We start from the raw sequence: 23,728 nt of genomic DNA, 5'->3' as shown, positions 1-23,728 counted from the left end.
TTTCAAGGTCAAAACCCAGAGGACACAGCCCATGACTTCTGACACCCCCGCCGGCCGGCGTTTCCGGGTGTTCAACCGGCGGCGGTCGGCGCCGAGCCGGGTGCGGCGGCGCCTCGGCGCGGCGGCGCGCATGCTCGCCGCGCTCGCGCTGGCCGGAGGCGTCTACACCGCTTTCGCCCCGGGCGCGTTCGCCGAGGACACCCCTCAGCTCTCCGCGTCCGCGCAGGAGGGCAAGGCGCTCTTCGACAACAGCTGCATCTCGTGCCACGGCCGCAACGCCGAGGGTGTCGAGGGTCGCGGGCCGAGCCTCATCGGCGTCGGTTCGGCCTCGGTCGAGTTCCAGGTGGGCACCGGCCGCATGCCGATGACCCGTCAGGAGGCCCAGGCCGAGCAGAAGCCGCCGCAGTTCGACAAGGCGCAGACCAAGCAGCTGGGGCAGTACATCCAGGAGCTGGGTGGCGGCCCGCAGATCCCGACCGGCGACCTGACCGTGAGCCTCGAGGAGAACCCCGAGGCGCTGGCGGCCGGTGGCGAGCTGTTCCGGATCAACTGCACCTCCTGCCACGGCTTCGGTGGTGGCGGCGGCGCGCTGTCCTCGGGTAAGTACGCGCCGAGTCTGCACGACGCGACGACCGAGGAGATCTACGCGGCCATGCTCAGCGGCCCGCAGAACATGCCCGTGTTCGGCGACAACGAGCTGACCCCGGACCAGAAGCGCGAGATCATCACGTACGTCAAGATGCAGCTCCAGGAGGACAAGGACCCGGGCGGCCTGTTCAACCTGGGCCGGTACGGTCCGGTCACCGAGGGTCTGGCGATCTTCGTCGTCGGCATCACGATCCTGGTCTTCGCGGCGCTGTGGATTGCGGGGAAGTCATGACCGTTGTCAAGGAACCGCACGGCGCGCACGGCGCCGGCGAGGAGCCGCTGGACCTCAGCGACCCGCGGCTGTCGCGCTTCGAGATCGTCCGTGAGGGCGCTCGCCGGGACGACATCGAGATCGTCACGTACGAGTCGCAGTTCCCGGGGCCGAACACCCGGGCCGAGAAGCGCATCGAGCGCTCGATCGCCCTGATGTTCCTGGCCGCCGGTCTGGCCGGCCTGGTCTTCCTGATCGCGTACATCTGGTGGCCGTGGGAGTACAAGCTGGGTCACACCTCCAGCGACTACTACACGCCGATTCTGGGCATCTCGCTCGGCCTGGCCCTGCTGGCGATCGGCTTCGCCATCCTGACCTGGGCCAAGAAGCTGCTGCCGCACGAGGTCTCGATCCAGGACCGCCACGAGGCCATGTCCACCGACGAGGACCGGCAGATCACCGGCCAGACGATGCTCTTCACGGTCGACGAGCTCGCCGTCCAGCGCCGGCCGCTGCTCAAGGGCGCGGTCGTGCTGGGCCTGACCCCGATCGCCCTCGCCGCGGCGGCCCCGCTGATCGGTGGCCTCATCCGCAGCCCGCACAAGCCGGACCGCGGTCAGGACCCGCCGATGTTCCGCACCGGCTTCGACCCGGTGCCCAACCAGGGCAAGCTCGTCCGGCTCACCCGTGAGGACGGCACGCCGATCCGGCCCGAGGACGTCAGCGTCGGCGGCCAGATCACGGTCTTCCCGGGCATCCCGCACGGCGCCACCAACGAGTACGCCGACTCGCCCACCCTGCTCATCCACCTGCGCGCCGGTGACGCCTCGGTGGCCCGCGCCGCGACCGACGGCGATGCCAAGAACAAGGGTGCGATGTGGGGTAACTACGTCGCCTACTCGAAGATCTGCACCCACGCCGGCTGCCCCGCCAGCCTGTACGAGCAGCAGACCAACCGGCTCCTCTGCCCGTGCCACCAGTCGCAGTTCCTGATCACGGAAAACGCCAGGCCGATCTTCGGTCCCGCGAGCCGCCGCCTGCCTCAGCTGCCCATCACGGTGGACGATGAGGGCTTCTTCGTGGCAACGTCGGACTATCGAGAGGCCGTAGGGCCAGACTTCTGGGAGCGGCCATGAAGCGCCGGAAATTCGATCTAGCAGCCGTACCGGGTAAGACAGCCAAGGGCCTCGACGAGCGCCTGCAGGTCGCCACCCCCCTTCGCGGCCTGCTCAACAAGGTTTTCCCCGACCACTGGTCCTTCCTGCTGGGCGAGATCGCGCTGTTCTCGTTCATCGTGCTGCTGCTCAGTGGCGTCTTCCTGACCCTCTTCTTCGACCCGTCGATGAAGGAGATCGCGTACGACGGCGCCTACCCGGCGCTGCGCGGCACCGAGATGTCGACCGCCTACGCGTCATCGCTGGACCTGTCGTTCGAGGTCCGCGGTGGTCTGTTCATGCGCCAGATGCACCACTGGGCGGCCCTGCTCTTCATGGCCTCCATGATCGTGCACATGGCCCGCGTGTTCTTCACCGGCGCGTTCCGCAAGCCGCGCGAGGCCAACTGGATCATCGGTATCGCGCTGTTCCTGCTGGGCTTCCTCGCCGGCTTCACCGGCTACTCCCTGCCGGACGACGGCCTGTCCGGCACCGGCCTGCGCATCGCCTCGGCGATCATGCTGTCGATCCCGGTCGTCGGCTCCTGGGTGTCGGCGTCGGTCTTCGGCGGCGAGTTCCCCGGCGAGCTGATCATCGGCCGCTTCTACATCGCCCACGTGCTGCTCATCCCGGGCGGCCTGCTCGCGCTGATCAGCGTGCACCTGGGCCTGGTGTTCAAGCAGAAGCACACCCAGTGGCCCGGCCCCGGCCGGACCAACTCGAACGTCGTCGGCGAGCGCATGTTCCCGCGGTACGCGCTCAAGCAGGGCGGCTTCTTCATGGCCGTCTTCGGCGTCATCGCGCTGATGGCCGGCCTGTTCCAGATCAACCCGATCTGGCTGTTCGGGCCGTACCGGGCCTCCGAGGTTTCCTCGGCGAGCCAGCCCGACTGGTACGTCATGTTCATGGACGGCCTGGTCCGGCTCATGCCGGCCTGGCAGATCGACATCCCGATCGGCAACGGCTACGTGATCCCGCCGCTGTTCTGGCCGGCCGTCGTCGGCCTGGGCGCGCTGTTCACAGTCCCGATGATGTACCCGTTCCTCGAGGCCCGGCGGATGAAGGACAACAAGTCCCATCACCTGCTTCAGCGCCCGCGTGACGCACCCGAGCGCACCGGTGTCGGCGCGATGGCGTTCACGTTCTTCATCGTGGCCACCATCTCCGGCGGCAACGACGTCATCGCCGACAAGTTCCACATCAGCCTGAACGCGATGACCTGGGCCGGCCGCATCGGCCTGGTGATCCTGCCGCCGCTGGCGTACTGGCTGGCCGTACGGATCTGCCTGGGCCTGCAGCAGCACGACCGCGAGGTGCTGGCCCACGGCGTGGAGACCGGCATCATCAAGCGGGCTCCCGACGGCCGGTTCTACGAGGTCCACCAGCCGCTGGGCCCGGTCGACGACCACGGCCACCCGCTGCCGCTGGACTACGCGGGCTGGGTCGTCCCGAAGAAGATGAACCGCCTCGGCGCCCTGGCGCCCGCGGTGAAGGGCTTCTTCTTCCCGGTCGAGAAGCCGGCCGAGGCGCCGGTGTCACCGGGCATGCCGCCGGTGACCGCCCGCGAGGAGCGCGAGGAGATCACCTCCGGTCGCTGATCGACGAGCACGGAAAAGGGGACCCCACGGGGTCCCCTTTTTCCTGCCCGCAGGCAGCCGTGGGTCGTGCGGCACTATCGGGGTGGGCGCGGAAGAGCGGCCAGGGCCGTCTCGGTGAGGCTCCGCAGGGCGTTCTCGTCGAGCCGGCCTTGTCGAGGGGTCTCGACGCTGCGGTGCACGGGCCAGCAGGAGGCCGGCGAGCTGCCGCGCGTCAGCGGCGGGTCGATGTCGCCGATGCGCTGACGTCGCTCGAACGCCTGCTCGTCGTCACCGCCGAGCCGGATTCAACCTTCTTCGTGGGCGAGTCCTGCTCACCTGGCGAACGGCGCCGGTAACCGCCGAGACAGGAAGGCCGCGCCCATGACTTCCGAGGCGGAAGGGGTTACACCTCGACCCAGCTGATCAGCGGGGACAGCCTGCCATGCTCGCAGAAGTAGCGAACCGCTTCGAAGGCGTCTGCTGTCGGCACCGCAGCCGATGGCGGAAACTCCGACCAGTGCCCGTAGTAGAGGAAAACCACGCCTCCACCGTCTCGCCTCCGCACGGACCCTTGGCTATTGAAATACGGCGGCATCTTGGACGCGCCCACGTAGCTCAACACTGAGACCTCGCGGCCCAGCCCAACGGACAGACAGTCGCCATCGTCGAGCGTCACCTCAGCGATCAACGGCAGGTGCGCGGCGTCCTGCTCCGCCTCCGCGAATGCGTGCCGCAACTCCTCTTCGCAGGTAATGAGAGGGCCACGTTGGCCGGCCCGCCACTTGACCTTGGCGCGCAACCTACCTCCTCGGGTTGGCGCGATGCCTGGACGCCATTCCAGATCATTCACGCAGTTCGCGCCAGAGCCGAGAAGTGGCACCACTCGGGTGCAGCCGGATGATCGTGCGTAAGGCCGCTGGACGGGCCACCGCGTGACGACAGCGTTGACTTCGATCATGTTGCCGAGGCCAGTCTCTCCTGCTCGTCGGGACGCTTGGTGATCATGGGATGCACCGACTTCGAGCCCGAAGCGGCACGCTTTCCGGTGGCGGCCGGTTGGCTGCGGTTGCGTGTGTCCCAGTCCAATCTTGACCGCGCCTATCTGGCCGGCATCGACTCGGACGAGGATCCGCAGACGACGGAGCGCCTGCGATTGCAGGTGTGGTCGGCTGGGGAAGCGCCTGTGTTGGTCTCCAAGCGCTGGCGAACGCCGGCTTGAAGATTGCTTCTGCCCTGTGGGCGGAGCAGGTCCGTAGCGTCAGGTAACGGCCCAACCGGTTTCGGCTGCCCAGCGCTCTGCGGCCGCCATCAGGACGTCCGTGGCGGGCGCCTCGATCTGTCCGTAGTCCAGCAGGTCGGGCACGCTGATCGCCAGCCGTTGCTTGAAAGCCCCCCACGCCTGGCGCGCGCCGTCGTCCGACCGCAGGAAGTCGCGGAACAGCAGGGGGTACCGGGCGTTGCCACCACGACTTTCCCGGACGTGGACGTTGCATGAGCGGGCCCCGATCGGCGGCGCGAAGACCAGTTTGCGGTACGCCGGCCCGGCCGAGACCTCGCGCCGGTTCCATGGTTCCGATCTGCACCGGAAGCCGATCGTCCGGAACCGCGCCTCGATGCGAGGCTCGTCGAGCACCGCGACCCGTACCTGCACGTCGATGCAGTCTTTCCCGGCAGACCCGGCACCGACGTCGACCCGACATGGTCTATCGCGACTGCGGCATCACCCAGGGCTTCGGCGAGCTCGACGGCCAGCGCATCGAACTCCGCCACCCAGCTCGGCCGATAGTCGACCACCGCCACCTGCAGGTGTTCGTCGGCGAACGGCACGGCCCGGATGTTACCGGCAGCTCAGTCGGCGTCGGGCAGGCCGATCGCGAAAGCGTCCTCCAGGTCGTGCCTCGAGTAGGCCCGGAAGGCGATGTGCGACTCCGTGTTCAGGACCCCGGGCGTCTTGGAGATCCGTCCCGCGATCACCTCGGCGATCTCGTCGAACTGGGCGACCCGGACGATCGCGATCAGGTCGACGTTGCCGGCCACCGAGTAGACCTCGCTGACGCCGGGCAGCGCGGCGAGCGCCTCGGCGACCTCCGGGATGGAGTCGGTGGCGCACTCGATGTGCACGATCGCGGTGTTCACGCTGGCTTCTCCTCGGCGATGAGGCGGATGAGTGGGACGGACCGGTTCATGCTATCCACGGGCTGTCCCGCGGTCAGGCGGGGACGGTGAGGTCTTTGCCGGCGCGGACGGCGTCGCGCAGCGACTCGCCCTCGTGCACTGTCGCACCGGGCCAGACCACGCACCGGGTGACGCTGCCGTGGACCTCGGCGTGGGCGCCGATGACGGACCCGGCAGCCTGGCCGGTCACCGTGGCCGTGGGGTCGGTCAGGCCGGCGGCTGCGTGCAGGTTGGCCTTCAGGTAGTCCGCCGGCGTACCGGTGTCGATGTAGACGCCGTCGTAGGTGACCAGCTCCAGCCGGCCGGCCGCCTCGGCAGGGCGCCACACCGTGCGGACCAGGTCGGACGGCTCATCGGTGAGGTCGCGGAGGTAGGACCACGGCACGAGCGAGAAACCGGCGAACCGGTGGCCGCTGAAGCCACCCGTCGTGCCGGGAGCCAGGGGGCGGGTCAGCATCCGTACGGTCTCCCCGGTCCAGCCCTCCAGCAGCGCCGCGATGTCCTTGCCCGGCTCGCGCTGCGGATCCGCCAGATAGGCGTCCGCGTTGCCGATCAGCGCACCCCGGCCGTCGATCCAGCCCCGGAGGCGGCCGAGACCGCCGGACGTGCCCAGCGGGCCGTCAGGCTCCACGGACAGGTGCGCGCGGTCGCCGACGTGGGTGACGACCTGCTCGGCCAGGTACGCGGCGTTGACAGCCACCTGGGACGGTCCGCTCAGGCCGAGGCCGCCGATCCGGGTCAGCGCCCGGTCCAGCAGGGCGACGTTGCCGACCGGGCACAGCGCCTTGGGCAGCCGCTCGGTCAGGGGCCGCAGCCGCTGACCCTCCCCGGCCGCCAGCACCACCGCCGCGACGGACGAGGTCATGACGTGGTGTGGGCCGCGTGCGGGCCCATGCCGTAGACGCCGAGGACGATCGCTGTGTTCGGGGTCAGCCGGGGCAGGTCGTCCAGCGGGAACCAGCCCGCCTCGAGGACCTCACCGCCGTCGACCACCAGCGGGGTCGTCGATGCCGGGACCGAACCCATGAAGATCGTGTCGACCCAGCCCTTGGGGTGCACGATCGCGTTCGGCACCGCCGGGATCAGGTCGTCCGGGTCGATGACCACGCCCGACTCCTCGGACAGCTCACGCGCCGCGCCCACCGCCGGCGGCTCGGCCTTCTTGAGCAGGCCGGCCGGCAGGCCCCAGCTGCGGCCGGGCGGCTGCAGCAGCAGCAGCAACCGGCCGGGCTCGGGCGCCTCCGAGTCGCGGATGATCGTCACGGCGCCGACCAGATATTTCGGCACGACCAGGCGGACGATGCGGCGGCGCACGGGATGCGGCAGCCGGTAGAACGTCTGGTACGCGACGCCACGCAACCGCCGGTGGATGTTCACCCCGCCAGGCTAGCGGCCGGGCGCGATGGGCTCAGTCCGGGTGGTCGACCAGGGCGATGAGCTGCTCGACCACCTGATCGGGCTCGAGGTTGCGCTCGGTGACGGCCACCAGCATGGTCTCCAGGTCGGGATAGCCGAGCTCCTCGGCCAGCCGGCGCAGCGGGACCTCGCTGGCCAGGCCCCGGTCGTGCTTGCGCAGGGTCAGCCCGATCGTCGCGCGGCCCAGCCGGACCTTGTCGGCGATGCTGATGCCGGGGGAAGTCTCCTCGGCGAAGTAGCGGTTGATCTGCATCTGCGCCTGGGTCGACTTCACGAAGCCGAGCCATTCCTTGCGGGGCCCGCGCGGTGCCGTGCCCCGCTCCACCTCGACGGGCCCGTCGGTTTCGGTGAAGATCTCCACCACGTCGCCGTCGCACAGGGGTGAGCTCAGCGGGGCCAGCCGGCCGTTGATCGTCGCGGCGAGGGTCTCGTCACCCTTGTCGGCACTGAGCTCGTACGCCAGGTCGACGGGGGTCGAGCCGGCCGGCAGGTCGAACGTGTTGCCGTGGGCGAACACCTGGATCTGGCCCTCGGCGAGGTCGCACCGCAGCGAGGCGAGGAACTGGCCGGCGTCGGTGGTGTCCTCCTGCCATTCCAGAACCCGCTTGAGCCAGGTCAGCTGATCGGCGCCCGCGGCCTCGGCGCCCTCGGTCGACTTGGGGTACCGGTAGCCGGTGGCGACGCCGTACTCGGCGCAGCGGTGCATCGACACCGTGCGGATGAGCACCTCGACCAGGCGGCCCTCGGGACCGGTCACCGTGGTGTGCAGCGATCGGTAGAGGTTGTTCTTCGGGGAGGCGATGAAGTCCTTGAACCGGCCGGCGACCGGACGCCACTGGCCGTGGATCGCGCCGAGCGCGGCGTAACAGTCGGTCTCCGGCCCGTCGACGATCACCGCGATGCGAGGCAGGTCCAGCGGGACCGAGTGGCCGCCGGCGACCGTGTCCTTCCAGATCGAGTAGTAGTGCCGGGGGCGGGCCATGACCTTGGCGTCCACCCGCGAGCGGCGTAGCGCGACCTGGGCTTTGGCCTTGACGTCGTCGAGGTATTCGGCCCAGCCCGGGCGGTTTTTCACGTGCTCGTCGATGCGGGCGTAGGACTCCGGCTCGAGGTGGTAGAGCACCACGTCGTCGAGGTCGCGCTTGAGGGCCTGGATGCCGAGGCGGTCGCACAGCGGGACCAGCACGTCGAGGGTCGCGGTCGCGATCCGGGCCCGGGAAGCGGGGGAGCGGGCGTCGAGGGTGCGCATGTTGTGCAGGCGGTCGGCCAGCTTGATCACCAGCACCCGGACGTCCTTGCCGGCGGCCACGATCATCTTGCGGATCGTCTCGGCCTCGGCGGCCTTGCCGTAGAACGCCTTGTCGAACTTGGTCACGCCGTCGACCAGGTGGGTCACCTCGGGGCCGAAGTCGCCGTGCAGCGTCTCCAGCGTGTAACTGGTGTCCTCGACCGTGTCGTGCAGCAGCGCGGCGACCAGCGTGGTGGTGTCCATGCCGAGCTCGGCGCAGATCTGCGCGACCGCGAGCGGATGCGTGATGTACGGGTCGCCGCTCTTGCGGAACTGGCCGCGGTGCATGTTCTCCGCGACGGCATAGCTGCGGCGCAGCACGCCCGCGTCAGCGGAGGGGTGGATGTGACGGTGGGTGCGGGTGAGCGTGGTGACCGGGTCGTCGTCGTTGCCCTGGAAGCTGAGGAACGAACGCAGCCGGCGCGAGAGTGGGATCTCCGCGGGTGACGGAGACAGGGCACGTCCAAGGGCGGCGCCGTGGCCGGCGTCGACGTCCACTCGGACACCCCCTCACCGATCTACCGCACGATCCGCCCGGCCCGCTCCACTTACCCCGAACGGTACGCACGGATCCCACCGATTTTCACGGCTTCGCGCGCCGTGTTCCCTACAGCCTAAGCGAGCGAGCGTCATCCGAACGGTCAGTTACCGATGAGCGAACGGACGAGTCTCTTCTCGACGCCGCGGCTTCCGCCCTGGTGAGCAGCGTAGTGAAGCGCGCAGCGCCACGCGCCGGTGACACCCAGTCGCCAGAAGTTTCCACCAGCCGGGTGTCGGGCCGTTCCAGCCACGCCAGGATCCGCTCGGTCTCCTCGGCTGAGGCGGCCGGGACCGGACCTGGTCCTGTCAGGACCGTCTCGGCGGTGGCGCGGGCCATGTCGAGGGTCGGCCGGGGGTGCAGCCGGGGCGGGGAGGTCGCTGCGGCGGCGAGCCGGCCGTGCCGGACCACGATGATCTCCCACCCGTACGCGTCGTTGCGCCGGGCCGCGACCAGCTCGCTGATGCCGGTGAGCGCGCCGAGGCGTTGCATCCGGACGGTGGCGCGCAGGAGCGCCACGAGCCGGGACCTGATCACCGCCGCCTCCTCGTAGCGCTGCCGGTCGGACAGCACCTCGATGCGGGCGAGCAGGGCGTCCACCAGGGGCTGGGGGTCGCCGTAGGTGGCCGTGCGAAAGGGCAGGGCGGCTCTGTGGGCGTACTCCTCCGGGGTGATCTCGTGCTCGCAGGGCGCCGGGCACCGGCCCAGCTCGGCCAGCGCGCAGGCGGGCGTGCGGGTCTTGATCGACAGCTTGTGGGTGCACTGGCGCAGCGGCACGGCGTCGTAGACACCCGCGGCGGCCAGCTCGGCCGTGCGGCGCGAGGAAAACGGGCCGAGATAGGCGGCGCCGTCCTCGGCCAGCGACCGGACCACCGACAGGCGGGGGTACGCCTCGGCGGTCAGCTTGAGCCAGACGACCCGCTCCGGATACTTCGACCGGCGGTTGTACGGCGGCGCGTGGGCCGCGATGAGCCGCAGCTCGCGCACCTCCGCCTCCAGCGAGTGGGCGCACTCCACCGCCTCGACCCGGACCGCGGCGCCGATCATCTCGGACATCCGGGCCCGCTTCTCGCTGGCGGTGAAGTAGCTGCGCACCCGGGTCGCGATGTCGACCGACGTGCCGACGTAGAGCGGCCGCTCGTCGGCGGCGCGGAAGACGTAGACGCCCGGGGCGTGCGGCAGGCCGTCGGCGAGGTGCCGCTTGCGCCGCTGGGTCGGGGTGACCGCCTTGGCGAACTCGATGGCGTCGCCCAGCGTGTGCACCTTGAAGCTGCCCAGCCGCTCGATCAGCCCGTGCAGCACGTCGACCGTGGCCCGGGCGTCGTCCAGGGCCCGGTGGGTGGGCTGGACGGCGGCCCGGAAGAACTGGGCCAGGGTGCCGAGCTTGCGGTTGGGCACCTCGTCCTTGGTCAGCGCCCGGCGGGCCAGCGCGGCGGTGTCGAGCACCCGCAGCTGCGGCCAGGGATGCCCGTGCCGGGCGCAGGCGGCCTTGAGGAACCCGACGTCGTACGGCGCGTTGTGCGCGACCAGGACGGCCCCGCGCAGGAACTCCAGCAGGCTGGGCAGCACCGCCTCGATCGGCGGCGCCGGGGCCAGCATGGCCTCGGTGATGCCGGTCAGCACGGTGATGAACGGCGGGATGCGCTCACCCGGGTTGACCAGGGTGCCGAGCACCCCCAGCTCCTCGCCGGCGCGCACCTTGACCGCGCCGATCTCGGTGATGCCGCCGCCGTCCGGCGCGCCGCCGGTCGTCTCCAGGTCGAGCACGACGAAGGTCGTGTCCCGCAGGGACAGCGCCGCCGGATCGACGGAGCCGTCGGCGCTCAGGAGGGTGTCCAGAGTGCCCTGCACGTATGCCGGTTGTGCCACGACGGGCAATTTAGAGAGGGGGTATGACAAACTCCGGCCCGCGGCGGGAAAACATCACTTGCTACCGCAAGCTTTTCCGCTGCCCACGGTGGGAGAATAGAGAAATGTCCGCGCCACCGCCGTTCGACGACCGCCCCATGGAGGAGGCGGCTCGTGCGACGGACGGTGCTCCGGAACCGGCCGGTGACGACGGCGCCGGGCATACCTCCGGCGCATCCGTGGGCCGGGCGGATGCGTTTGCGGCCCCTGGACAGGGCACTGACCCTTCCATGGACCTCGACCCGGCCGCTGACCTGGACCTCGACCCGGCCGCCGGCGAGGACCACGGGCCCGAGCCCACCCTGCCCGAGGCCGTCCGCCAGCGGATCACCGTGCTCGCCGCGGCCGCGCTGACGGGTCTGCCGGCCGACGAGACCCCCGTACCGTTGCGCAAGGTCGCCAAATTCGCTCCCAACCGCCGGGCCCGGCTCGGTGGCCCGGCCATCGCCGCCCAGCTCGCGGCCGACCCGCTGTTCCGGCAGCGGATCAGCGGCCGGATCGTCACCGACGCCGGTGACCTGGGCGCGGCCGTGGCCGCCGGGATGGCACCGGCCGCGGCCGACCCGGTCGAGGTCGCCGCGCTGGCCTATCTGGCCCGGCCGGAGGGCTGGCGCGCGCTGATCGAGGCCGCCGGCGAGTCCGTCCGTGCCGAGGCCGACGTCGCCGCGATCGCCGGCCAGGTCCACGACGCCGAGCTGCGCGCCGCCCGGGCCGAGCACGACCGGGCGGTCGCCAAGGTCGAGGCCGACAAGCTGCGCGACGAGCTGGCCCGGGTCCGCGAGGAGCTCGGGCAGCTGCGCGAGGAGGCCCGCTCCACCGCGCGCGCCCTGCGCGAGACCCAGGCGGCCCAGAAGCGGGCCGCCGACCTGCTGGCCACCGAGAAGGGCCGGCAGGCCAAGGTGACGGCCGATCATGAGGCCGAGGTACGGCGGCTGAAGACCCGTCTCGCCGAGGCGGAGGCGGCGGCTGCCTCCGGCAAGCAGAGCGCCAAGGACGCCCGGGCGGCCGACGAGACCCGCCTCTGGCTGCTGCTGGAGACGATCGGGCAGGCCGCGTCCGGGTTGCGGCGCGAGCTGGCGCTGGGCCCGACCGACAAGCTGCCGGCCGACTTCGTGGCGGACACCGCGGCGGACCGGCCCGGCGCGCTCGAACGGTCGCGCCCGCGGGCCCAGGACACCGACGACCCGGGCCGCCTGGACCAGCTCCTGGCCCTGCCGCGGGCGCACCTGATCGTGGACGGTTACAACGTCACCAAGCGCGGCTTCGCCGAGATGTCGCTCGAGCAGCAGCGCAAACGTCTGGTCACCGGGCTGGGCGGGATCGCCGCGCAGACCGGCGACGAGGTCACGGTCGTCTTCGACGGCGCCGAGCGGGTGCACGGGCTGCCGCCCGCCCCGCGCGGCGTACGGGTGCTCTTCTCGCACAAGGGCGACACCGCCGACGAGCTCATCCGCCAGCTCGTGCGGGCCGAGCCGGCCGGCCGCCCGCTGGTCGTGATCTCGTCCGACCGCGAGGTGGCCGACGGCGTACGCCGGCACGGCGCGTACCCGATGGGAGCCGACTCACTGCTGCGCCGGCTCGCCCGCTCCTGATTTTTGTCATACCCCCTCCATAGCGTGACTGTCACCGATGGTGGTCGGTCCGCGACAGCTCCTCTTCCCCCTGCGCGGGCCGCACCCCCCACGATGCGGAGGAAATGATGATCATCGACTGCGGGCGCTGCGCCGAGCGGACCGATGAATGCAACGGATGCCTGGTCAGCACGTTGTACGACACCCCCGACGGCATCGCCGACCTGACCCCCGGCGAGCTGCGGGCGATCGAGACGTTCGAGCTGGCCGGCTTCGAGGTGGAGCTGCTGGAGACGCCGGACCCGCCGGTCTCCGTGCCGCTCTACCCGCGCCGCCGCCACGTGGCGTGATCACCATCTCTAGGATGGCTCGATGACTCCCCGGCTCTGGGCGGCGTGCGCGCTCGGTGTGCTCGTCGTGGTGCTGATCGCGTACGCGGCGACAGTGGTCCCGTGGCACCGGCCGCCGGCGCCCCGGGCCGACCAGCTCGAAGCCCTGCGCGGCCTGCCCGGCGACCAGGTGCAACGGGCCCGCGCCTTCCACTCCGACCTGCGCCCGGGCTCGTACGGCGCCATGGCGGTCAGCCTCCTGGCGGCCCTGGTGCTCGGCCTCACACCGCTGGGTGCGCGACTGGTGTCCCTGGTCGGGCGCCCGTTCGGCGACCACTGGATCGCCCGGGCCGTCCTCGGTGGCCTCGTGATCGTGCTGGTCGTCGAGGTGCTCACACTGCCGTTCGCGGCCTGGCGGCACACCATCGTGGTGCGCTACGGCATCTCCACCCAGACCTGGGGCTCGTGGGCGGTCGACCTGGCCAAGTCCTACGCGGTCGGTGCGGTCATCGGCGGGCTGGCCCTGCTCGGCTTCTTCACCGTGACCCGGCTCGCCCCGCGCTGGTGGTGGGCCTTCGGGGCCGCCGGGGCGGCGGCGCTGGTGGTGCTGCTGTCGTTCGTGCTGCCGGTGCTCGTCGAGCCGATCTTCAACAAGTTCACCCCGATGGCCCAGGGCCCGCTGCGCACCGAGCTGATGAGCCTCGCCGCCCGCGACGGCGTGCCGGTGCGCGATGTGCTGGTCGCCGACGCCTCCCGCCGCACGCGGGCCGTGAACGCGTACGTGTCCGGCTTCGGGCCGACGCGGCGGATCGTCGTCTACGACACGATGCTGACCGAGGCCACCCCCGAGGAGGTCGTCTCGGTCACCGCGCACGAGCTGGGTCATGCCGCGCGCGGCGACGTGGTGACCGGCACGATCATCGGCGCGCTGGGCGCGGCCGCTGCCGTGATCGCGCTCTACCTGCTCGGCTCGCTGGGCTGGCTGCTGCGGCTGGCCGGCACGGAGTCGATGGGGGAGCCGCGGACCATCGCGCTGCTGCTGGCCCTGGTGAGCGTGGCCGGGGTGGTCGGCGGGCCCGTCCAGGCGCTGGTCTCCCGGCGGATCGAGGCCCGGGCCGACGCGCACGCCCTGGAGCTGACCGGCGACGCGGCGACGTTCGAGGCCATGCAACGCCGGCTCGGTTCCGTGAACCTCTCCGACCCCGACCCGCCGACCTGGGAGCACGTCATGTTCGCCTCGCACCCGTCCACCGTGGAGCGGATGGCCGCCGCCCGCGCGTACGCCCGGGGGGAACGCTGATGGGCGGCACCCTGCTGGTGACCAACGACTTCCCGCCGCGCCCGGGCGGCATCCAGCAGTTCGTGCACAACCTTGCCGTCCGCCAGCCTGCCGGCTCGGTAGTGGCCTACGCGTCTTCCTGGAAGGGCGCGGCGGAGTTCGACGCCGAGCAGCCGTTCGAAGTCGTCCGGGAGGACACCGTTGTGCTGCTGCCGACCCCGGCGGTCGCCCGGCGGGCCGCTGAGATCGCCCGGTCGCACGGCTGCGACAGCGTCTGGTTCGGGGCCGGGGCACCGCTGGGCCTGCTCGCGGACGGGCTGCGGCGGCGCGCGGGCATCGAGCGGGCGGTGTCGTTGACCCACGGCCACGAGATCGGCTGGGCCGCCCTGCCCGGGGCCCGCCAGCTGCTGCGCCGCATCGCCCGCGGCAACGACGTGATCACCTACCTGACGGAGTTCCAGCGGGTGCGGCTGGACCGGGCGTTGCACGGCCTGACCGCGCTGGAACGGCTGACACCGGGGGTGGACGTGGACGCGTACCACCCGGGGGTGGACGGCTCGCAGGTGCGCGCCCGGCACGGGCTCGGCGACCGCCCGGTGATCGTCTGTGTGTCGCGGCTGGTGCCACGCAAGGGCCAGGACATGCTGATCCGCGCGCTGCCGACGATCCGTCGCCGGGTCCCGGGCGCGGCCCTGCTGATCGTGAGCGGCGGCCCGTACCGGGAGAAGCTCCAGGCCCTGGCCCGGGCCGAGGGCGTCGAGCGGGACGTGGTGTTCACGGGCTCGGTCCGCTGGGAGGAGCTGCCGGCCCACTACGCGGCCGGTGACGTGTTCGCCATGCCGTGCCGCACGAGGGGCGCGGGGCTCGACGTGGAGGGTCTCGGCATCGTCTACCTCGAGGCCTCGGCGACCGGTCTGCCCGTGCTGGCCGGTGACTCCGGGGGAGCGCCGGACGCGGTCCGGGAGGGCGAGACGGGTTACGTGGTCGGCGGCAGTGACGTGCCGGCGATCGCGGGACGGCTGGCGGAGCTGCTGGCCGACCCGGCGCGGGCGCGCGCGATGGGCGCGGCCGGACGGGCGTGGGTCGAGAAGGAATGGCGGTGGGAGACCAAGGCGGCCCAGCTGACCGAGCTGCTGCAACCGTGAATGAGTCCTCACTCCTGGTATGGGGATGGACACGCTGTGTTGAGGAGGCGTAGGAACGGCTGAGAGCCCACGGGACGGGAGCCGTCGATGCAGGACGCCATCCAGCAGCAGGACCCTCCGACTCCGACACCGCCGTCCGAGGCGGCTGGACCGGGCGACGGGCGGGTGCCGAATGTGGGCCTGGACTCCGGTGGGGACGGTGAGTGGTCCGACGACGCGGAGCTGGCCCTGCCGTACTGGCTGACCAGCACCGAGGAGGCCGCCAACACCACGTTCGTGCGGATGCTGCGGCGCCTGCCCCGGCTGCTGCGCTCGGCCTGGTCGCTGGCCTGGCAGGCGAGCCGGCGGACCACCATCGCCGTCGTCACGTTCCAGCTCGCCGCGGGAGTCGCCAGTGCGGTGGGGCTCATCAGCGTCGTCGGTGTCTTCGACGGGCTGCTGCGCGAGGGACCGACGCCGGAACGGGTGCGGGCCGCCGTACCCTCATTGCTTCTGCTCGTCGGCTCGGCCGCCGTGCGCAGTGTGCTGACGTCCGCCGGGGCGGCGGCCAACGGCCGGCTGTCCCCGAAGGTCTCCCAGGCCGCCCAGATGCGGCTGCTGGATCTGACCACCCGCGTCGACCTGTCCACCTTCGACGACCCGGGCTGGCGCGACGCCATGGAACGGGCCCGCGACCGGGGCATCGACGCCGCCCAGTACCTCGTCGACCGGGCCATCGAGCTCGGCACCAACTTGATCGGCCTGGCCGCCGCGGCCGGTGTGCTGGCGGTGCTGCACCCGGTCCTGCTGCCCCTGCTGGTGCTCGCGGTGCTGCCGATCGGGTGGGCCGCCGTGCGCTCCGCCCGGCTGCGGTACCGGCGGATGCTGCGGCTCATCGCCGTCTGGCGACGGCAGCGGATGCTCGCCGAGCTGCTCGCGGCCCGGGAGCCCGCGCCCGAGCTGCGGGCGTTCACGGTGCGGGAGTTTCTGCTGGCCGAGGTGCGGCGGCTGCTCGCCGTCTCCACCAACGAAGAGATCCGGATCACCACCCGGCAGATCCGCACCAACCTGGCCGGCACTGCGCTGAGCAGCGTCGCCACCGGGCTGACCTACGCCACGTTGCTCTGGCTGCTGTGGACCGGCCGGATGGACCTGGCGGTGGGCGGCGCGGCCGCGTACGCGATCAGCATGGGGATCGGCAAGCTCACCGAACTCGCCCACAGTGCCAACCGGGTCTTCGAACAGGGTTTGTACTTCGCCGACTTCCAGGGATTCTGCGACCTGTCGCTGAGCCGCACCGAGTCCGGCTCGGGCGCCGCGGTGCCGGCGCTGTCCCGGGAGATCCGGCTCGACCAGGTCACGTTCAGCTATCCCGACGCCGAACGCCCGGCGGTCCGCGACGTCAGCATGACCCTGCGCCGCGGCGAGATCATCGCGCTGGTCGGCGAGAACGGCTCCGGCAAATCAACCCTGGCCAGCCTGCTCGCGGGCCTGTTCCAGCCGCAGAGCGGCAGCATCAGCTGGGACGGCGTCGACCTCACCCGCTACGACCCGGAGACCGTCCGCGGCCAGGTCGCGGTCGTGATGCAGGAACCAACCCGATGGCCGCTCTCCGCGCGGGCCAACATCACCATCGGACGGTACGACCACAGCGTCGAACCCGACCGCGTGCTCGGCGCGGCCCGGGCCGGAGACGCCCACGAATTCGTGATGGAACTCGCCCGCCAGTACGACACGCTGCTGTCCCGGCACTTCACCGACGGCGCCGACCTCTCCGGCGGACAGTGGCAGCGGCTGGCGGTGAGCCGGGCGTTCTACCGCGACGCCCCGCTGCTGATCTGCGACGAACCGACCGCGAACCTCGACGCCCGGGCCGAGCACGACGTCTACCAGCGGCTCCGGGAGCTGGCCGCGGGCCGTACCGTCGTGCTGATCACCCACCGGATGGCCAGCGTGCGGGAAGCGGACCGGATCTTCGTGCTGGACCACGGCGAGGTGGTCGAGGAGGGCGACCACGCGACGCTGATGGCGGCCGAGGGGATCTACGCGCAGCTGTTCTCGTTGCAGGCGAGCGCGTACCAGTCGGCGTCGTAGGTCACATCGCGGCCGGGTGCGGGGCGTGCCAGAGTTGGCGGGTGGACACCACCGGGCTGATCGTCGTTGCGGCGGTCCTTGTGCTGGGGACGGCGGCCGGGATGTGGCGGCGGCGGACCGACGGGCGGTTCGTTGCGGGAGGCTCGGTTTCTGCTGGGGGAGCGGCTTTGGCCGTGCCGGGGCCGGCTGCTGAGCAGTCGGCGTTCGGCGGGGCGGCGGCTGATGTCGTCGGCTCGAGCGGTCTGGCGGGTGGGCTCTCGTCTGAGCGTGACCCGGATGCGTCCGGGGGCGACGCTGGCTCGGGTGGGCGTGATGCTGGCTCGGCTGGGCGTGACGCCGGTTCGGGTGGGCTTGGCGCTGATTCTTCGCGGGGTGATGCCGGCTCGGGTGGGGATGCCGGGGCCGCCGGGCAGCGGATCGATCCTGCCCTGCTGGCGCAGCTGGGTGTCGAGCCCGCGCAGGCCACGCTGCTGCAGTTCTCGTCCGCCTTCTGCGCGCCGTGCCGGGCTGTCCGGCGGGTCAGCGGTGAGGTCGCCGCCCTGCTCCCCGGCGTACGGCACGTCGAGGTGGACGCCGAGAGCCACCTGGACGCGGTCCGCGCGCTGGGCATCTGGCGCACCCCCACGCTGCTGGTCCTGGACGCCGAGGGCCGGGTCGCCAAGCGCGCCACCGGCGTACCAGGGAAAGCCCAACTCATCGCCGTGCTCGGCGAGCTGCTCCCAGCCGCCTGACCTGCGAATCTGCACCCCCACGCCGGTGATGGGACTCACCAGGACGACGGCGGCCGGCCGTGTCACGCTCAGCCCATGCAGCTCGACCCGCGTGGGCCCCGGTTCGCCGCGGCGCTGACCACCCTCGTTCTCGTCGTCGTCCTGGCCACCGGATGGGGGTGGCTCGCGCTGGCCCAGACCGCCGTCTTCGCGATCACCGCCGCCGACCCGCGCCGCGGGCCGTACGCCGTGCTCTACCGATTCCTCGTCGCGCCCCGCCTCGGTCCGGCGACCGAACGGGAGGACGCCGCGCCGGTCCGGTTCGCGCAGGTGGTGGGTTTTGTCTTCCTGGCTGTCGCCTCGATCGGCTACCTGGCGGGTGCTCCAGCTGTCGGCGTGGTGTTCGCGGGGCTCGGGCTGCTGGCGGCCTTCCTCAATGCGGCCTTCGGGCTTTGCCTTGGATGCGAGGCCTACCTCGCCGCTCGTCGGCTGACCGCCGGCCGCGCCTGACGCTCACAGCTTGGGCGTGCTGCCGCTCGCTGCTTGGCGTCCGCTGCTTGTGGCTCGCTGCTTGCCGCCCGCTGCTCTGCGCCGGTGTTCGCAGCCGAGGGCTTGCGTCCGTCGGCTGCCGCCGCTGCTCGCGGCCCCCGGTTCGCGACCACCGCCACCCCTGCTTGTCGTCCGCCGCTTGCCGCGCCGCTGCCTGTCGCCCGCTGCCTGTCGCCCGCTGCCTGCGCCCGCGGGCTCGCCCTCCGCCGATTGCCGTGCCCCGTGCTCACCGCCCGCCGCTTGTCGCCGGTGCTCGCGGCCGAGGGCTCGCCGCTCGCCGCTGCCGGCCGCCACTCGCCGCTGCCGCTGCTGCTTGCCGCCCGCTGCTCTTCGCCGTTGCTCGCGGCCGAGGGCTTACGGTCCGTCGTCTGCCGCCGCTGCTCGCGCCCGGGTTCGCGATCACCGTCACTGCCACGCCTGCTTGTCGCCCCGCCGCCTGCCGCGTTGCTGTTTGTCGTCCGCCGATTGCCATGCTCCGTGCTCACCGGCCGCCGCTTGTCGCCGGTGCTCGCGGCCGAGGGCCCGCCGCTCGCCGCTGCTGCCCACCACTGCCGGCCGCCGCTCGCTGCTGCCGCTCGCTGCTGCCGCTCGCTGCTGCCGCTCGCTGCTGCCGCTCGCCGCTGCCGCTCGCCGCTGCCGCTCGCCGCTGCCGCTTCTGCTCGCCGCCCGGGACTCTCGGCTCGACGCCCTTCGCCTCGCGGACCCCCTCGCGCGCCTCACCCGCCCCACCCAAGGCCCGTTATCCGCTCACCCCTAGACCCCACCCAGCCGACCCCAGGCCAAGATCAACCAGGCAGCAATTGAGTAGACATATCGCCCACCAGAGCAGCACTGCCTAGCTCGACAGGGCTGAAATTAAGTAGCGCCCGGAAACGCCCAAGATGCCGCATCCGTGCCCGGAAAGACAGATCCGCCCGCCACCCTCAGCGAGGGTGACGGGCGGATGCCGTGAGCAGATCAGAACTTGGGAGCGTCCGGAGCCTCCAGCAGACCCAGCCGCAGCGCCGTCATCAGTGCCTGGGCCCGGTTGGCCGCGCCCAGCTTCTCGTACAGCTTGGAGATGTGGGTCTTGGCCGTGGACTCGCTGACGAACAGCTGCTTGGCGATGCCGGCCACGCTCATGCCGTCCGCCAGCAGGCGCAGGACCTGGCCTTCGCGGGGCGAGAGCTGCGGACCCGATGGTGCCAGGCGCCGCTTCATGGCTTCGGCGAGGTCGGCCGCGGTGAATGCGCTCGGGGCCGAGGCGGCGTGCCGCGCGGCCGCCACGACCTCGTCTGCGGGGGCCGTCTTGGGCACGAATGCGCTGGCCCCGGCCTCGAGAGCGCCGAAGAGCTGGTCGTCGCCCGCGTACATGGTGAGCACCACGATGCCCATGTTGGCGTTGTTCTTGCGCAGCGCGCGGGTGGCCTCGAGGCCGCTGCCGTCGGGCAGCCGCAGGTCCATGATGACAACGTCCGGCTGCAAAGCACCGGCCTGCCGGACTGCTTCGGCGGCCGTGGCCGCCTCGCCGACGACCTCGAACTGCCGGTCCCGCTCGAACGCGTGCCGCAGCCCCTTACGGATCAGGTCGTGATCGTCGACCAGCAGCACCTTGGTGCGGGTCGTCGGCATCGGACTGGTCGACATGCTCGGGTTACTCCCCTTCTGGTGCGGAAACGCTATCCCGCACGCTATCGCGCCGAGCGGAGGTTCCGAGCACTACCGCAACGGTTGTCCCGCTGGGGTGTCGCGGCCGGATCTCCAGTCGGCCCCGGATACGTTCCGCCCTCTCGGCCATGATCGCAAGGCCGTAGCGGCCGTCCGGACGATCATCGGCGAATCCCTTGCCGTCGTCGGTGACCTCGATCTGCGCGTACGGCGGGTCGACCGTGCACGTGACCCACAGGTTGGAGGCACCGGCGTGCTTGCGGGCGTTGGTGATCGCCTCCTGGGCGATGCGCAGCAGCTCGGCCTCCGTGGCGGCGGGCAGCCGGGCGGTGGACTCGTCGAACGTGAAGTGCACCCGCAGCCCGGCCGACGTGCCCAGGGTGCGGGCGTACTCGGCGATGGCCGCGGCCAGGCCGCCGTTGCGATCCACCTCGGAACGCAGCTCGAACAGGCTCAGCCGCAGCTCGGTGATCACCCGGGTGACCTCGCCGCGCAGCGTGCGGAGCTCCTCGGCCGTCTCGTCGGCCCCCTCGGGCAGGGTCGCCTGGGCGTTGTCGATGCCGTAGCCGACCATGACCAGCTCCTGCGCCACCCCGTCGTGGATCTCCCGGGCCAGCCGCTGACGCTCCTCATTGGTCGCCAGCGACCGCACGTCGTCGAAGAGCAGCGCGGCCTCCAGCCGCAGCGCAGCCGGGCCGGTCACCTCGGTCACCCGGGCGACGACCGCCGACGGGTACGCGCTGGGCACGTCGGCCTCGAGGATCACCAGGCCGATCGTGCGCACCCCGGCGACCAGGGGCACGACCAGCGACGAGGCGTCCCCGCCCTGGTGCGAGCGGGCCTGCGAACGCGAGGCGGTCTGCGGCTGCTGCGAGGCCCAGGCGTCGGCGATCGCCGAGTCGGCGTCGAGGGTGACCTCCCAGTCGACCCGTTCGGCGCCGGTCTGCGCGAGCACGACCAGCCGCCCGCCACCGCTGGCGGACAGCACGGCGGCGCGATGGCCGGGCGCGACCTGGCGGAGCTCCTCCAGCAGGTGCTCGGAGATGCCGCCGGGGTCGAGCGTGGCTCCCGGCAGTGACCGGGCGACGCTGCGCAGCTGGGTCAGCAGGCGGGTCGCTTCCGCGTACGGTTGCGGTTTGTTCTCCACCGGGGTCATGAGCTGGCGCATCGTGTCGGCCGCGAAGGTGATGATCGCCCCCAGGACCAGCCACTGCCCGCACGCGGCGAGATAGCCCGGCTGCAGGATGACCGTGTCGCCGTTGCCGACGACGAGCCCGCCGGCGACCATCGCGACGGTCGCGACCCCGAGCAGCGCGGCGCCCTCGGTGGCCCGGCGCTGCAGACCGGCGGTGAGCAGCGGGACGACCAGGTAGGGCAGGATCGCCTCCGCGCCGAACCCCGCGGCGATGGTCCCGTTCGCGGCCACGGCCACCGATCCGGCGGCCAGGCCGACGACCGCGGCCTCGGCGAAGCGCCCGATCGGCGCGGCGATCCGATGATCCGGGGCGAACAGCGCCGGCAGGGCGGCGACCAGCAGCAACGCGATCCAGCGGAGCTGGCCGGGATCCCGGGTGGCGATGAGGGTGAGGGCCGCGACCAGGGCGAGCACGATGAGGCGGGCCGCCACCGCGAGCGGATGGACGCGCGCGGGGACGCTGGCTGAGGCTGGCACGTGACGGATCGTAGCCGCACCCCCCGACACCGCCGCATCCGCGACCCGGCGGAGATCGGTGGCCGCAAGTCCGGGAGTCGCAAGGTCAAGGGCCGGATCAAGAGCTTCATGTCGTAGGTCCGTGCGTGGTCCGGGCCGTCGCTCCCGCCGAGAACGGCCTGATTGCACGGGGCGGACCGCGGTGGCCGGGCCGGGCGGTCCCGTGGCGGGTGGCGGTGCGGAACCGGTCGGCGACGGGCGGTGCCCGGTGGCCCGGACGCGGGCCCGAACCGGGTAACCTGCCAGCCATGGCGGACACCTCGACGCAGTCGATCCAGGTCCATGCGCCCCTCGCTCAGGTGGCCGCGGTGATCTGCGACTTTCCGCGTTACCCCGAGTGGGCGGACGCGATGAAACAGGTCGAGGTGCTCGAGGAGTACGAGGACGGGTACGCCGCCCAGGTCCGGTTCGTCATCGACGCGGGACCGCTCAACGACGACTACACCCTCGACTACGCGTACGCGGAGGATCTGTCGCGCATCGAGTGGCACCTGGTCGCACCCTCGAAGATGCAGCGCACCCTCAACGGCTCGTATGACCTGGCCGACAACGGCGACGGAACCACGACAGTGACGTACATGCTGGAGGTGGAGCTCTCCATCGGCATGCTCGGCATGTTCCGCCGCAAGGCCGAGAAGATGATCATGGACACGGCGCTGAAGGAACTCAAACGCCGCGTCGAGAGCCTCGCCAAGGCGTAGCCGGGCAGCACGTCCGGCCGCGCCGCACATGCGGTCGCGAGCAGGGGAGCAGGACAATGGCAGAGCCCACAGGAACGGCCCGCCAGGAGGCCGAGAAGCTGGTCGCGACGGTGCTCGCCATGGCCTCCCAGGCCGGCTTGGGTGGGCCGCCGAAGGACCGTGACCCGCGCGACCCGGCCGGGCTGACCGGGTTGACCGGGTTGACCGACAGGCTTTCCGGTCTGATGGACCAGTTCTTGGGCGGCACCCCGGACCGCCAACCGGCCGGGCCGAGCGGGCCCACCGACCGCGACCACCCCATCGACCCGCGCGAAGCACGCTCGAACGCGGCCGCCGGCCGGCGGGAAGCCGGTTCCGGCGGCGGTGATCGACCTGCCACCGGCTCACCGCAGACCGGTGCGCGGGGCGGGGCCGAGCGCGGCCACGGAATGCCGGGTGCGGGGGGCGGCGGCGGGCCGCGGGGCGGTGCTACGGAAGACAGCGATCAGCTGGGTTTCGACTGGCGCGAGGCTTATCAGCACACGCTCGACTCGCTGGGCGCGCAGGCGCGACAGGCCGCGGGCCGCCAGTTGTGGGCGGGAGCCACCCGCTTCGGCGGCTGGTCCACCGGCAGTGCGGAATGCTGCGCGTGCCCGATCTGCCGGGCGATCGCCGGCGTGCGCAACCCGACCCCGGAGCAGGCGGAACGCCTGGCGACCGGCGCGGGCGACTTCGCGAGCGGAGTGGCGAGCCTGCTCCGGGCCTTCTCGGCGGTGACCGGCCCGACCGGCACGTCGGCCCACCGCAAGCCACCGCCCCGCCCGACGACAACGCCGGACCAGGCCTGGTCGGCGGCGACCCGCAGGGCCGAGCCGGCCGGTACCACCCCACCCGGCCACGAGGTCCGCGAGACCGACGATCCGTGGACGGCGGCGACCCGCGCCCGACCGGCGGACTCCCCGGCAGCACGAGCCACCGCACCGCAGGACCCGACGACCGGGACCGCGGCCGAACAGGCAGCCACCCGGACCGACGCAACTCCCACCGAGCCGACAGCTTCACCGTCGTCGAGGTCAGGTGACCCCTGGGCGGCTGCCACCCGCACTTCCCGGCCACCCG

Annotated in this window: 21 protein-coding genes and 1 pseudogene; 12 read left to right on the top strand and 10 right to left on the bottom strand. The window is 71.8% G+C overall.

What is annotated here, in order from left to right; all coding sequences use genetic code 11:
- Window positions 1-31 precede the first annotated feature (31 nt).
- From qcrC to qcrB, 3 genes are read left to right on the top strand one after another with little or no spacing between them, the layout of a single operon-like run.
- Window positions 32-880 carry a cytochrome bc1 complex diheme cytochrome c subunit gene (gene qcrC, locus ACWEOZ_RS38540; protein ID WP_451915613.1) on the top strand — a complete coding sequence of 283 codons (849 nt, stop codon included), beginning with the start codon at window positions 32-34 and terminating at the stop codon, window positions 878-880.
- The gene (qcrA, locus tag ACWEOZ_RS38535) at window positions 877-1,995 is read left to right on the top strand and encodes a cytochrome bc1 complex Rieske iron-sulfur subunit (RefSeq protein WP_451915612.1); all 1,119 of its coding nucleotides are present in this window, start codon (window positions 877-879) and stop codon (window positions 1,993-1,995) included. Before qcrC ends, qcrA begins: the two co-directional genes overlap by 4 nt.
- Window positions 1,992-3,611, top strand: a complete 1,620-nt coding sequence (gene qcrB / locus ACWEOZ_RS38530; RefSeq protein WP_451915611.1) for a cytochrome bc1 complex cytochrome b subunit — start codon at window positions 1,992-1,994, stop codon at window positions 3,609-3,611. Before qcrA ends, qcrB begins: the two co-directional genes overlap by 4 nt.
- 382 nt (window positions 3,612-3,993) lie before the next feature.
- Here the strand turns inward: qcrB and ACWEOZ_RS38525 are convergent, their stop codons facing one another.
- Window positions 3,994-4,389, bottom strand: coding sequence for an Imm1 family immunity protein (locus ACWEOZ_RS38525; RefSeq protein ID WP_451915610.1), 396 nt, complete (start codon window positions 4,387-4,389; stop codon window positions 3,994-3,996).
- 204 nt (window positions 4,390-4,593) lie between these two features.
- On the opposite strand from ACWEOZ_RS38525, the gene ACWEOZ_RS38520 reads away from it, so the two are divergent.
- Complete coding sequence (locus ACWEOZ_RS38520) at window positions 4,594-4,809, top strand: hypothetical protein (protein ID WP_451915609.1); 216 nt, start codon at window positions 4,594-4,596, stop codon at window positions 4,807-4,809.
- Between the two features lie 39 nt (window positions 4,810-4,848).
- Here the strand turns inward: ACWEOZ_RS38520 and ACWEOZ_RS38515 are convergent.
- From ACWEOZ_RS38515 to ACWEOZ_RS38490, 6 genes and pseudogenes are all read right to left on the bottom strand, one after another.
- Window positions 4,849-5,360 (bottom strand): annotated as a pseudogene (locus tag ACWEOZ_RS38515) (GrpB family protein).
- Between the two features lie 78 nt (window positions 5,361-5,438).
- Entirely contained in the window at window positions 5,439-5,726 is a 288-nt protein-coding gene (locus ACWEOZ_RS38510) for an Lrp/AsnC family transcriptional regulator (protein WP_451915608.1), read from the bottom strand.
- Between the two features lie 73 nt (window positions 5,727-5,799).
- A complete protein-coding gene (locus ACWEOZ_RS38505) occupies window positions 5,800-6,630 on the bottom strand; it encodes a nucleotidyltransferase family protein (RefSeq protein ID WP_451915607.1) in 831 nt (276 codons plus the stop codon).
- Entirely contained in the window at window positions 6,627-7,142 is a 516-nt protein-coding gene (locus tag ACWEOZ_RS38500) for an NUDIX domain-containing protein (protein ID WP_451915606.1), read from the bottom strand. Before ACWEOZ_RS38500 ends, ACWEOZ_RS38505 begins: the two co-directional genes overlap by 4 nt.
- Before the next feature lie 31 nt (window positions 7,143-7,173).
- Complete coding sequence (locus ACWEOZ_RS38495; RefSeq protein ID WP_451915605.1) at window positions 7,174-8,967, bottom strand: RelA/SpoT family protein; 1,794 nt, start codon at window positions 8,965-8,967, stop codon at window positions 7,174-7,176.
- Window positions 8,968-9,076: 109 nt separating this feature from the next.
- A complete protein-coding gene (locus ACWEOZ_RS38490; protein WP_451915604.1) occupies window positions 9,077-10,876 on the bottom strand; it encodes a DEDD exonuclease domain-containing protein in 1,800 nt (599 codons plus the stop codon).
- 104 nt (window positions 10,877-10,980) lie between these two features.
- Here ACWEOZ_RS38490 and ACWEOZ_RS38485 point away from each other — a divergent pair, with 104 nt between their 5' ends.
- The 7 genes from ACWEOZ_RS38485 (at window position 10,981) to ACWEOZ_RS38455 (ending at window position 18,532) form a co-directional block, all read left to right on the top strand.
- Window positions 10,981-12,507, top strand: coding sequence for an NYN domain-containing protein (locus ACWEOZ_RS38485; protein ID WP_451915603.1), 1,527 nt, complete (start codon window positions 10,981-10,983; stop codon window positions 12,505-12,507).
- A 107-nt stretch (window positions 12,508-12,614) separates the two neighbouring features.
- Entirely contained in the window at window positions 12,615-12,836 is a 222-nt protein-coding gene (locus tag ACWEOZ_RS38480; protein WP_360549028.1) for a hypothetical protein, read from the top strand.
- Between the two features lie 22 nt (window positions 12,837-12,858).
- The gene (locus ACWEOZ_RS38475) at window positions 12,859-14,115 is read left to right on the top strand and encodes a M48 family metallopeptidase (protein ID WP_451915602.1); all 1,257 of its coding nucleotides are present in this window, start codon (window positions 12,859-12,861) and stop codon (window positions 14,113-14,115) included.
- Window positions 14,115-15,239, top strand: coding sequence for a glycosyltransferase family 4 protein (locus tag ACWEOZ_RS38470; protein ID WP_451915601.1), 1,125 nt, complete (start codon window positions 14,115-14,117; stop codon window positions 15,237-15,239). The genes ACWEOZ_RS38475 and ACWEOZ_RS38470 overlap by 1 nt, the downstream gene beginning before the upstream one ends.
- 87 nt (window positions 15,240-15,326) lie before the next feature.
- A complete protein-coding gene (locus tag ACWEOZ_RS38465; protein ID WP_451915600.1) occupies window positions 15,327-17,312 on the top strand; it encodes an ABC transporter ATP-binding protein in 1,986 nt (661 codons plus the stop codon).
- 173 nt (window positions 17,313-17,485) lie between these two features.
- Complete coding sequence (locus ACWEOZ_RS38460) at window positions 17,486-18,043, top strand: TlpA family protein disulfide reductase (protein WP_451915628.1); 558 nt, start codon at window positions 17,486-17,488, stop codon at window positions 18,041-18,043.
- A gap of 75 nt (window positions 18,044-18,118) precedes the next feature.
- Window positions 18,119-18,532 (top strand): DUF4395 domain-containing protein, encoded by a 414-nt coding sequence (locus ACWEOZ_RS38455; protein WP_451915599.1) that lies wholly within the window; start codon window positions 18,119-18,121, stop codon window positions 18,530-18,532.
- A 996-nt stretch (window positions 18,533-19,528) separates the two neighbouring features.
- On the opposite strand, the gene ACWEOZ_RS38450 is transcribed toward ACWEOZ_RS38455, so the two are convergent.
- Window positions 19,529-20,197: a response regulator transcription factor gene (locus tag ACWEOZ_RS38450; RefSeq protein ID WP_023359837.1), complete on the bottom strand. Its 669-nt coding sequence runs from the start codon at window positions 20,195-20,197 to the stop codon at window positions 19,529-19,531.
- A gap of 7 nt (window positions 20,198-20,204) precedes the next feature.
- Entirely contained in the window at window positions 20,205-21,890 is a 1,686-nt protein-coding gene (locus tag ACWEOZ_RS38445) for a GAF domain-containing sensor histidine kinase (protein ID WP_451915598.1), read from the bottom strand.
- Between the two features lie 287 nt (window positions 21,891-22,177).
- On the opposite strand from ACWEOZ_RS38445, the gene ACWEOZ_RS38440 reads away from it, so the two are divergent.
- A complete protein-coding gene (locus tag ACWEOZ_RS38440; RefSeq protein WP_360548179.1) occupies window positions 22,178-22,630 on the top strand; it encodes an SRPBCC family protein in 453 nt (150 codons plus the stop codon).
- A 514-nt stretch (window positions 22,631-23,144) separates the two neighbouring features.
- Here the strand turns inward: ACWEOZ_RS38440 and ACWEOZ_RS38435 are convergent.
- On the bottom strand, window positions 23,145-23,708 hold the full coding sequence (locus ACWEOZ_RS38435) for a hypothetical protein (protein ID WP_451915597.1): 564 nt from the start codon (window positions 23,706-23,708) through the stop codon (window positions 23,145-23,147).
- Window positions 23,709-23,728 lie beyond the last annotated feature (20 nt).

The organism is Actinoplanes sp. NPDC004185 (assembly GCF_053603475.1).
This window is presented reverse-complemented; position numbering and strand designations above follow the sequence as displayed.

Excerpts from the sequence above, each read along its gene's own strand:
- ACWEOZ_RS38475 (WP_451915602.1), top strand. The coding sequence starts at position 12,859 with ATGACTCCCCGGCTCTGGGCGGCGTGCGCGCTCGGTGTGCTCGTCGTG.
- qcrA (WP_451915612.1), top strand. The coding sequence starts at position 877 with ATGACCGTTGTCAAGGAACCGCACGGCGCGCACGGCGCCGGCGAGGAG.
- ACWEOZ_RS38485 (WP_451915603.1), top strand. The coding sequence starts at position 10,981 with ATGTCCGCGCCACCGCCGTTCGACGACCGCCCCATGGAGGAGGCGGCT.
- ACWEOZ_RS38465 (WP_451915600.1), top strand. The coding sequence starts at position 15,327 with ATGCAGGACGCCATCCAGCAGCAGGACCCTCCGACTCCGACACCGCCG.
- ACWEOZ_RS38440 (WP_360548179.1), top strand. The coding sequence starts at position 22,178 with ATGGCGGACACCTCGACGCAGTCGATCCAGGTCCATGCGCCCCTCGCT.
- ACWEOZ_RS38470 (WP_451915601.1), top strand. The coding sequence starts at position 14,115 with ATGGGCGGCACCCTGCTGGTGACCAACGACTTCCCGCCGCGCCCGGGC.
- qcrB (WP_451915611.1), top strand. The coding sequence starts at position 1,992 with ATGAAGCGCCGGAAATTCGATCTAGCAGCCGTACCGGGTAAGACAGCC.
- ACWEOZ_RS38450 (WP_023359837.1), bottom strand. The coding sequence starts at position 20,197 with ATGTCGACCAGTCCGATGCCGACGACCCGCACCAAGGTGCTGCTGGTC.
- ACWEOZ_RS38455 (WP_451915599.1), top strand. The coding sequence starts at position 18,119 with ATGCAGCTCGACCCGCGTGGGCCCCGGTTCGCCGCGGCGCTGACCACC.
- qcrC (WP_451915613.1), top strand. The coding sequence starts at position 32 with ATGACTTCTGACACCCCCGCCGGCCGGCGTTTCCGGGTGTTCAACCGG.
- ACWEOZ_RS38520 (WP_451915609.1), top strand. The coding sequence starts at position 4,594 with ATGGGATGCACCGACTTCGAGCCCGAAGCGGCACGCTTTCCGGTGGCG.
- ACWEOZ_RS38480 (WP_360549028.1), top strand. The coding sequence starts at position 12,615 with ATGATCATCGACTGCGGGCGCTGCGCCGAGCGGACCGATGAATGCAAC.
- ACWEOZ_RS38505 (WP_451915607.1), bottom strand. The coding sequence starts at position 6,630 with ATGACCTCGTCCGTCGCGGCGGTGGTGCTGGCGGCCGGGGAGGGTCAG.